Origin of the sequence: Polaromonas sp. A23 (assembly GCF_002001015.1) — a bacterium.
In the GTDB taxonomy this organism is placed as follows: Bacteria; Pseudomonadota; Gammaproteobacteria; order Burkholderiales; family Burkholderiaceae_C; genus Polaromonas.
This window is the reverse complement of record NZ_MUNO01000045.1, coordinates 356,292-365,943: the sequence shown is the minus strand read 5'-3', so window position 1 is coordinate 365,943 and position 9,652 is coordinate 356,292. Positions and strand designations below refer to the sequence as shown.

Below are 9,652 nucleotides of genomic sequence, written 5' to 3'. Positions count from 1 at the left end.
GTCATGCTTGCACGCGAGCGCAGCACACGCGGCCAAATGAAGTCCCCCTCCATCGCCCAGCGGGGCGAGGGAGGGGCTAGGGGTGGGAGTGGGGAGTTGCACCTACTGCCCAGAGCAAACAACAGGCGCAGCGTGCCGCAAAGAATATGCTATCTATTTAGTAGCTACTCATGCCCGCACGATAAGGACTAGCGGCCGATATCATGCAAGAAATCGGCTATCTGCCTTCCAGAGAGCCCCTAGCCGCCCTGCGACCCACGATGCGCCCAAGCCGTCGTGTGTTTCTCGATATAGCTGAACAGCTCGTACATGATCATCGCCATCGCACCAATCACCACCAGCCCGGCAAAAGCCAGTGCCATGCGCTGCTGCGAGCCGGCGCTGAGCATGAGGTAGCCGATGCCGGAGTCGCCGGCGGTCATTTCGGCCAGCACGGTGCCTACAAAAGCCAGTGTGATGGCGATCTTGAGTGAGCCGTAGAAGTAGGGCATGGAGCGCGGCAAACCGACCTTGACCAGCACGTCCCAGCGTTTGGCGCCCAGCACGCGCAGCACGTCTTCCAGCTCGGGCTCCAGCGTGGCCAGGCCGGTGGCCATGTTGACGGTGATGGGGAAAAACGAAATCAGGAAGGCGGTCAGGATGCCGGGGCCGACACCGATGCCGAACCAGACAATCAGGATGGGCACAATCGCCGCTTTCGGCACGGCGTTGAAGGCGACCAGCAGCGGGTAAACCGCGGCATAGGCCAAGCGCGAGGAACCGACGAGAAAGCCGAGCATGACGCCGACCACGATGGAAATGCCGAAGCCGACCATGGTGACCCAGAAGGTTTTCCATGCCGCCTGGGCGATGGGGCCGGCGAACTCGGCTATGGCCTCTGCAATGGCCAGCGGGGCCGGGAAAATGTATTCGGCAATGTCGAACACCGCCACCACGAACTGCCAGAGCGCCAGAATGGCCAGCAGCAGCACAAACGGGGACCAGCGTTCAATCTGTTTTTTAGTCATGGTTTATTTGCCTTCCATGGCTGGCACCGGGTTGATGACGGGCGTTCGGATGGCGCCGATGTGGCTGCGCAGCTCGTGCACGATGTCGCCGAAGGCCTGGGTGTAGGTGACCTCCAGGTCGCGCGGGCGTGGCAGGTCGATCTCGCGTTTGACCACAAAACGCCCCGGGCTTTTGCTCATCACATACACGGTGTCAGCCAGGAAGACGGACTCGCGCAGGTCGTGCGTGACCAGGATGACGTTGAAGCGCTGCTCGGTCCAGAGGTCGCGCAGGATGCACCACAACTCTTCGCGTGTGAAGGCGTCGAGCGCGCCGAAAGGCTCGTCGAGCAGCAGCATCTTGGGCTCATGAATCAGCGCGCGGCAAATGCTCACACGTTGCTGCATGCCGCCTGACAGTTGCCATGGGAATTTGTCTTCATAACCACCCAGGCCGACCTTCTGAAGCAGCTTGCGCGCGCGTTCTTCAAATTCCTTGCGTTTGGATTTGAACTGGCTGCGAAAGGGCTCGACGATTTCCAGCGGCAGCAGCACGTTGTCTACCGTGGTTCGCCACGGCAGCAACGAAGGCGCCTGGAAAGCCATGCCGGAGATTTTCAGCGGGCCGGTGACAGGCTGGCCGTCGATCAGGATGCGGCCCTTCGACGGCATTTTCAAACCCGTCGTCAACTTCATGAAGGTCGATTTGCCGCAGCCCGATGGACCGACGATGGCGATGAATTCACCTTCGCGCACTTTCAGGTCGATGGCCTCGACCGCAAAGTGGTTCTGCGCCAGCAGCTCGTCGTTGTAGGCGAGCCAGACATCGCTGAAGTCGACGAAATGGCTGCCACTGTCAGGTTGTGCTTGCATTGTTTTCTTCTGGGTCTTGTGATTTGCGCTGGGCATTCAGGACAACGGCCAGCCTTTCAGGGAAAAGCCGGCCGTTTCGCCTGGGCGCCCGCCAGCTTCGCACTGGCAGGAAGCTGGATTATTTTTTTGGGACGGGCAGTATGTTGAGTTCGGCGGTGCTGGGCAGGAAGGAGCCGTTCCACACCGCATCGGCATTGACACGCGTCTTGGTGTTGAAGGCATCGGACACCTGCGAAGCCATCAGCGTCAGGCGCGGGCCCTTGACCTGGCCGAAGCCTTCGGAACGTGCATCAGGGCTGTTGACCACGGTGTCGATGGCCAGTTGCAGGCGGCGTGTTTCGAGTGCGGTGTTGATGATGCCATCACGTGCTTTCACGTCTTCGATGGCCGCCGCCGGCTTGGCGATGACGTCCTTCACGCCCTTGGTGAAGGCCAGCAGGAAGGCCTTGATGGCTGCGGGATTCTCCTTGATCATTTTTGGCGAGGCAATGACGACATTGCCATAAAGCTTCACGCCATGGTCGGCATAGGGCAGCACGACCACATCTTCAGCTTTCACGCCGCGGACTTCCAGATTGAGCAGCGACGTGAAGGTGAAACCGGTGATGGCATCGACATCGCCGCGGGCCAGCATGGTCTCGCGCAATGGCGGGTCCATGGCGGTCCACTGCACGCCGCTGATGCTGTTGGCCTTGGCAAAAATCGGGAAGGCGCGGCGGCCGGCGTCAAACACCGGCGCACCGAATTTTTTGCCATTCAGGTCGGCCACGGTTTTGATGCCGGATTTCTTCAGAGCCATCACCGAGGCGGGCGTGTTGTTGTAAACCATCATCACCGCGACCGGCTTGTTGGGCGCGTCCGGGTTGTTGGCGTGGAACTCCATCAGCGCTGCCAGATCGGCAAAACCCATGTCGTAGCTGCCGGAGGCAACCCGCGTCACGGTGCCGCCAGAGCCGTTGCCGGCGTCGATGGTCACGTCGAGCTTGGCGTCCTTGAAATAACCTTTGGCTGCCGGTGTCAGAAACAGCGCGGCGGGGCCTTCAAAACGCCAGTCGAGCTGGAATTTGATGGGGGTGTTTTGCGCATGGGCGTAACCGCCGGTTGCGCTGGCCACGCAGAAAGCCAGCGCGCTGAAGGTCTTGAGAAAAACTCGGTAGCTCATTGGGACTCCATCCATGTATGTTGTTGTGCGTCGGGATTAAGCAAAAAAGGTGCCCACCGACCGTGTTGGCGCTCTTTATTCTCTGACAAGTTCTGCGGGAAACAAGGCGCGTTCCCTCCGTAAATACCCCTGAATGCCCAGGAGTGGCTGCGCCGGCCGTGGATGCCAGCGAGTTTGATCCGCTCTTCGCGGCCGTTTTCCCCGTCCAGGCAAGACAAGGCATACCCGCGTCAATATATGCTGCCCCGAGCGCAAACCTTTCTGCTTCGTACGCAAACATTTCTGCCCCTGGCGCAAGCCTCTGTCGCCATTTCTGCCATCTTCTACAGAGTGGTTTCTCCCAGAGCACCTCGATTTGTGGTCCAAATCCTACAAATTGCCTGTCAGTTCTGCCAAATCGAGGGTAAACGTCCAGTTTGTGACAACTTCCAATTCGGCTCCAGTGGTAGGCAATTATCAAATTTCGTAATTTGTTGATATTGGTTACGCAAACTTACATGCCAGTTGCAAATCCTTGTGCCGAGGAAATTTGACCTAAAACTTTCGTTGTCTCACCCCTGTCATCTTTGACAGGGGTCCGTCATTGACCGTGTTTGACCCGTCCCAAGGTGGTCCATAGAGTGGCCTGAAAACCGCGTCATTTTGATTCGGCATGCTTCCTGACGGGATTGCTCATGGCCATCAAAGAAAATTGTGATTTCTACAAACGGCATCTGGTCGTTGCCGGTGGATTGACCGCGCTGGCCGGGAGCAGCGCTTTGTGGGCACAGGTTCCTGCTACTCCTGCGGCCCCGAAAAAAGCGGTCCCACTTGTTGCCAATGCCAATGGATGGCGGCTTCTGATCAACGAGGCCGTGACAGGCGAAACCAACTCCTTCGTGCTGACCAGCCGTTACCGTCCGCTGGCTGATTTCCTGAGCACGCAATTCAAGGGCAGGCAGATCGGGGTGGAGCCGATCGTGGACATCAAGCGCTTCATGTCGATGGCCCAGTCGTCCAGCAAGCCTGACCTGGTTTTTGGCAAATCGGTGAACCAACTGGCCAAACTGGTCCGCGATAGCGGCTACCAGCCTCTCGTCAGGCGAGCTGATGCCTACAAGGCCGCTTTTATTGTGAACAAGGACTCGCCGATCAAGACGCTGGCTGACGCGGGCGGAGTCAAGATTCTCATGCCCGATGAATCTGCCGCAACCACTGCTGTTGCGTTGGCTGAATTGCGCCGTCAAAAGGTAGCTGCCACCCAGGTGACGCACCTGAAGTTCCAGGAGGCCGTGGCACAGCAGATCAAAAGCGGCATGGGTCAGGTCGGTGTGGTCAATCCCACCACCGCCAAGAAGTGGGTGGAAGAGGGTGGCCGTGTGATTGCCGAAACCCAGCCCGTGGTCAATTGGTCGCTTCTCGCCGGTCCCCGCATGCCGGCCGAGATGGTGCAGCAATTACGCGAGGCGCTGTTCAGCATGAATACCCAGGCGTCACCCGTGCTCATGGGCCTTGGCGTCAAGGAATGGGCCAAGGCCGAACGCAAGGATTATCTCGACCTTCTTGACTACACAAAGGAGTGAAAAATGGACCAAGCGACGCACAAACTTTTCTTTTTCATTCGCGTCGCTGGGCGACTTCGCCACGCCGCCGCACGATTTGCCATCTGGGTTTTTGCCCTGGCTTCCTTCATGCCCGTTGCGCAGGCTCAGGAACCCGTGGTGTTGCCGGCCGGTATTCAGCAGGCGGCTTCGGAAATTGCTGCTGAACTCGGAAGCCGTTGCCCTTTAGCGCCTGCAGGGGATGTCTCGGCCTACACGGCGTGTCGCCAGGCTTTGTTTGGCTCCAGCAAATTGCGGGCTCACCTGAGCGGCATCGTGCTCTGGGGCCGGCTGGACAAGAGGCCGAACGCCAGCTTGCGGCAGACCAACCTGACCCAGTTCGCTCCCGACGTCTGGACGAGCATGTACGCGCCGCTGTTCATGTTCAACGGCAAGCACACCGTTGAATGGGTACCTGAGGAAAAAATGTTCCTGGTCCGGCTGGAGTCTGCATTTCGCAATCGGCTGCCGCCCGGGCAGTTTCCTTATCCGTTCTGGCATGACGACGCCAAGTGGACCATGTATGAAAACGCGAACAGTTTCATGCTGTGGCTCCATCCTCAGAGTGCTGTCATTCGCGCGGCGCAATTTACCGACCGGGGAACGAACAACAAGCTGTTGCCAGTGGTGTCAGTGAAGTACGAAAAGTACGAAGGCCCCTGGCTGTGGACCGACGACAAAGGACGCACTCAGCCTGCCGTGACCCTGTTTGACGGCGTCTACCGCGCCGACAACCCCAACCTGCCCGCCATGGACAGGCAGTACCGTGATTTGGCGCTGCAGATGCGCGAATCCCAGTGCACCAACTGCCACGTTCCGAACAACCCGGACAAGATGAGCCGGCTGGTGTTGTTGTCCACGCCTGCGCATGCGGCGGGTGAAGTGGACCGTTTGATCAAAGCAGTGCGGGAAGACCGGATGCCGATGGACGACTTCCGGATCAGCTATGCACTGTCGGACGAAAACAAGAAGTGGTTGCTGGAAAACGCATTAGCTTTCAAAGCCACCGTACAGGCCGCGCAAGAGTGGGAGAAACAGGCGGCGAAAAAAAGCGTGGCCATCCGCGGACCTGATGGGGTTGCGCCCGCCAAGTCAGAGGCCTCAGTGGTATCTACGTCAAGTGTGCAATCTGAAACCAACTCTCCGAAGGTGATCAAATGAATGCTCCAAGTACACAGTTATTGATGGGGCGCCGCGCGGCGCTGAAAAGCGTTGCTGCGGCAGCCTTGTGCGGTGTGCCCATGCTCAATTGGGCTCAATTGTCCGTTGACCGCTGGCGCTTGCTGGTCAATGAAGCTGTCACCGCGGACCTGAGCATTTCGATGTTGGCTTTGCGTTACCGTGGCTGGGCCGACTACATGGGTGCGCAGATCCGCAACAAGCAGGTTGTGGTTGACCCCGTGATCGACATTCAGAATTTTGTGCGCCAGGCGTCAGCGGAGCAAAAACCGTTAGTGATTTTTGGAAAATCCGTGAACCAGCTGGCCAAGCTGGTTCGTGACGGCGGTTACCAGCCGCTGGTCCATCGCCCCGAGCCTTACAAGGCGGCCTTCATCGTTGGAAAGAACTCACAGGTTCAGACCGTCCAGCAGTTGGCGGGGAAAAGGATACTGATGCCGGATGAATTCTCCGCCACCGCGGCAGTGGGGCGTGCAGAATTGCGCCGTCTGAATGTTCGCGAGCCCTATATCTCGCACACACGCTACCAGGACTCGGTGGCCGCGCAAGTGGCCGCAGGCATCGCCGAAGCCGGGCTGGTGAATCCGACCATCGCAAAAAAATGGGCAGAAGCTGGTGGGCGCATCGTCGGGGAAACGCAGCCTGTGGTGAACTGGTCCGTGTTGGCTTCACCCAAGGCGCCACCTGAGTTCATCAGCAAAATGACCGAATCGCTGCTGGCCATGAATAGCCAGTCGACCGATCTTCTCGCGGAGATTGGCGTCAAGAAGTGGGTCAAGGCTGATCGCAGCGAGTATCTGGCTCTGCTGGATTACACCCGGGAGTGAGACGGGCTCACCCCCGTTTCAAGCCGGCCGCCTCACTCCGGTCTTAACCCAGTAGTTCGCGCAGGGTACGGGCGACCACCCGGGTCGCCCGGCGCAAGTCTTCCAGGGCCAGCCGTTCGTCGGCGCGTTTGGCGTGGGACTCAAGCACTGTGCGCGGCCCGGCACCATAAATCACGCCGGGAATGCCGGCTTCTGCATACAGGCGCACGTCGGTGTACAGCGGCGTTCCCATAGCGGGAATGGGTTCCCCAAACACGGCCTGACCATGTTTCTGGATGGCCTCAACCAGGGGTTGGTTGCCTGTCAATGGCCTCATCGAATTGGCCAGCAGCAAGCGTTTGATCTCGACGCCGACCCCTGGGCATGACGCGGCGGCTTGGGCAATGATCTGCCTGATGGCCGCTTCGACTTCTGCCGGGTTTTCCTCGGGGATCATGCGCCTGTCCAGCTTGAAGGTGACCTTGCCTGGCACCACATTGGTGTTGGTGCCGCCTTCAATGCGGCCGACGTTGAGGTAGGGGTGGCTGATGCCTGCTACTTTTGACGTGATATTTTTGTAGAGCGTGTTTTGTGCATAGAGCGCGTTGAGGATATGCACCGCGCCCTGCAAGGCATCAACGCCGCTGTCGGGAATGGCGGCATGCGCCATCTTGCCGTGCACCGTTACCTCCATCTGCAGGCAGCCGTTGTGCGCGGTGACGACTTCGTAGCTGAAGCCGGCGGCAATCAGCAGGTCTGGTTTTGTCAGCTTGTTGCGCAGCAGCCAGCCTGGGCCCATTTCGCCGCCGAACTCTTCGTCATAGGTGAAATGCAGTTCAATGCTGCCGTGCAGGGGAATGCCCAGCGATTCCAGCGCGCGCACTGCGAAAGTAAAACTCGCAAAGTCGGACTTGCTGACAGCCGAAGCCCTGCCGTAGATATGGCCGTCCACAATGGCACCGCCATACGGGTCCTGCGTCCAGCCTTCGCCGGGAGGCACCACATCGCCGTGGGCGTTCAATGCGATTGTTTTTCCCGGGCCGTAGTTGCGGCGCACGATCAGATTGGTCAATGACTGCAGACCGTAGGCCTTCACTTCCGCGGCCGGCACCGGGTGCTTCTCCACCTCGAACCCGAAGGCATGCAGCAACTCGGCAGTACGCTCGGCATGCGGTGCGTTGTCGCCCGGTGGCGTCGGCGTGGGGACGCGGATCAGCTCCTGCAGGAAGCGTATTTCCTCATCAAAATGGGTGTCCACCCACGCGTCGAGTTTTTCGTCAACAGTCATGGCATTCCGGTCGTTAGGTCGTTCAGAAGGTGCTGGAAGGCCCGCACCGCAAGGTCAATGTCGTCGCTGGTCGTGCTTTCCAGCGGGTTGTGGCTGATGCCGGAGTTTTGCCCGCGCACAAACAGCATGGCTTGCGGCATGACTTCGTGCAGCTTCATGGCGTCATGCCCCGCACCACTGGGCATGCGGTAAAGCGGCACGGCCAGGCTGTCGACCGCGCGCTCCCAGCGCTGCTGCCAGGCCGCGGCGCTGGGGGCGGCTGCGGCGCGCATGGTTTCTTCCACGGTGTAATGCACGCCGCGGCGTTCACAGATGTTTTTCAGTTCCGCCAGCACGTCAGTCACCAGGTCGTCGCGCTGCGCGTCGGTGGGCGCGCGCAAGTCCAGTGTGAACTGGCAGCGGCCGGGCACCACATTGATGGACCCTCCGGGCACCGCCCAGATGCCTATGGTGCCCACCGAGTCGCCGTCGCGCGCTGCGCGCTGTTCGATAAACAATGCCAGTTCTGCCACAGCCACGGCAGCGTCGCGCCGGCGGGCCATCGGCGTGGTGCCGGCGTGGCTGGCCATGCCGACGACTTCGCAGGTATAGCGCACACCGCCGTTGATGGAAGTCACGATGCCCAGCGGAATGTCGAGTTCGTTGAGCACGGGGCCCTGTTCGATGTGCGCCTCGACAAAACCCAGGTAGTCGGCCGGCTTGCGTTGCAGCGCGCCTATGGCCTCCAGCGTGGCAGGCAGGCTGGCGTGTTGCATGGCTTCGCGCATGCTGATGCCATCGGCATCTTGCTGGTCCAGCCAGGCCGGGTTGAATTGGCCGATCAAGGCGCCGGAGCCAAGGAAGGTGGCTTTGTAGCGCTGGCCTTCTTCTTCGGCGAAAGCGATGACTTCAAAATCAAAAGGCAGGCGCTTGCCCGCGCGCGACAGTTCTGCCACGCAAGCCACGGGTACAAAAATGCCGAGGCGGCCGTCGTACTTGCCCCCGTTGCGCACGGTGTCGTAGTGCGAGCCCGTCATCAGGGTTTTGGCGTTGGGGCGCGAGGCCTTGTACCGACCCACGACATTGCCGACGGCGTCCACATTGACTTCATCGAAGCCGCTGTCGTGCATGGCGCGCTCAATCAGTCGGGCTGCGGCGCGGTGCGCGTCGGTCAGGTAGGTCACCGTGAGCTGACCTTTCTCAAGGTAGCCCGGATCGCTGAATGCGCTCAGCTCTTCCTGCCAGTCCCAGACCCGGTGACCGAGTTGCGGCTCTGCGCCGAACTTGTCATTGAGGCGCAGCTCCGCAATGCGGTGAATGTTGCGTAGCGCTTCTGCGAGCTCAAAGTCAGGGTGATTGTCCAGCCGCCGTGCAAAGGTTTCAATGATCTCCCGACGGCCCAGTCCGTTGCCGCGGGGACCGCGCACCGCGAGGATGAAGGGAAAGCCAAATTTGGTGTTGTAGGCGGTGTTGAGAGCCTGGATTTTTGCGAACTCTTCAGGCGTGCAGTCTGCGAGACCCGCCTTGCCCTGTTCGTTGGTCGACTCGGCCGTCAGTGTCTTGCTGACCATGGCTTTGCCCGCCAGCTCGGGGTGGGCGCGGATCAGTTCAAGTTGGGCCTCGCGGCCAGCCTGGCGAACAATACCTGCCAGTACGTGTTTGAGTTGCGCCAGCGAACGGAAAGGGCGCTGCGCCATGGCTGTCTTTGTAATCCACGGCGAGTGTTCGTACAAGCCGGCGAGCAAGGTTGAAGCTTCCGGTTCGGAGGCGGCGTTCAGTTGTTCAAGGGTCAGAGCCAT

The 9,652-nt window shown here is 59.9% G+C and carries 8 protein-coding genes; 3 read left to right on the top strand and 5 right to left on the bottom strand.

Going from position 1 to position 9,652, the window contains the following annotated elements:
* Positions 1 to 239: 239 nt before the first annotated feature.
* From B0B52_RS20970 to B0B52_RS20960, 3 genes are all read right to left on the bottom strand, one after another.
* Positions 240 to 1,007: an ABC transporter permease gene (locus B0B52_RS20970; RefSeq protein WP_077595599.1), complete on the bottom strand. Its 768-nt coding sequence runs from the start codon at positions 1,005 to 1,007 to the stop codon at positions 240 to 242.
* Positions 1,008 to 1,010: 3 nt separating this feature from the next.
* Complete coding sequence (locus B0B52_RS20965) at positions 1,011 to 1,859, bottom strand: ABC transporter ATP-binding protein (RefSeq protein ID WP_077595630.1); 849 nt, start codon at positions 1,857 to 1,859, stop codon at positions 1,011 to 1,013.
* Between the two features lie 118 nt (positions 1,860 to 1,977).
* Positions 1,978 to 3,021: an ABC transporter substrate-binding protein gene (locus tag B0B52_RS20960; RefSeq protein WP_077595598.1), complete on the bottom strand. Its 1,044-nt coding sequence runs from the start codon at positions 3,019 to 3,021 to the stop codon at positions 1,978 to 1,980.
* Positions 3,022 to 3,695: 674 nt separating this feature from the next.
* On the opposite strand from B0B52_RS20960, the gene B0B52_RS20955 reads away from it, so the two are divergent.
* From B0B52_RS20955 to B0B52_RS20945, 3 genes are read left to right on the top strand one after another with little or no spacing between them, the layout of a single operon-like run.
* On the top strand, positions 3,696 to 4,583 hold the full coding sequence (locus B0B52_RS20955) for a phosphate/phosphite/phosphonate ABC transporter substrate-binding protein (RefSeq protein ID WP_077595597.1): 888 nt from the start codon (positions 3,696 to 3,698) through the stop codon (positions 4,581 to 4,583).
* A 3-nt stretch (positions 4,584 to 4,586) separates the two neighbouring features.
* Positions 4,587 to 5,762, top strand: a complete 1,176-nt coding sequence (locus B0B52_RS20950) for a hypothetical protein (RefSeq protein WP_254425793.1) — start codon at positions 4,587 to 4,589, stop codon at positions 5,760 to 5,762.
* On the top strand, positions 5,759 to 6,607 hold the full coding sequence (locus B0B52_RS20945) for a phosphate/phosphite/phosphonate ABC transporter substrate-binding protein (RefSeq protein WP_077595596.1): 849 nt from the start codon (positions 5,759 to 5,761) through the stop codon (positions 6,605 to 6,607). Before B0B52_RS20950 ends, B0B52_RS20945 begins: the two co-directional genes overlap by 4 nt.
* Positions 6,608 to 6,650: 43 nt before the next feature.
* Here the strand turns inward: B0B52_RS20945 and B0B52_RS20940 are convergent, their stop codons facing one another.
* Complete coding sequence (locus B0B52_RS20940; protein WP_077595595.1) at positions 6,651 to 7,874, bottom strand: ArgE/DapE family deacylase; 1,224 nt, start codon at positions 7,872 to 7,874, stop codon at positions 6,651 to 6,653.
* Positions 7,871 to 9,652: a 2-oxo-4-hydroxy-4-carboxy-5-ureidoimidazoline decarboxylase gene (gene uraD, locus B0B52_RS20935; protein WP_077595594.1), complete on the bottom strand. Its 1,782-nt coding sequence runs from the start codon at positions 9,650 to 9,652 to the stop codon at positions 7,871 to 7,873. The genes B0B52_RS20940 and uraD overlap by 4 nt, the downstream gene beginning before the upstream one ends.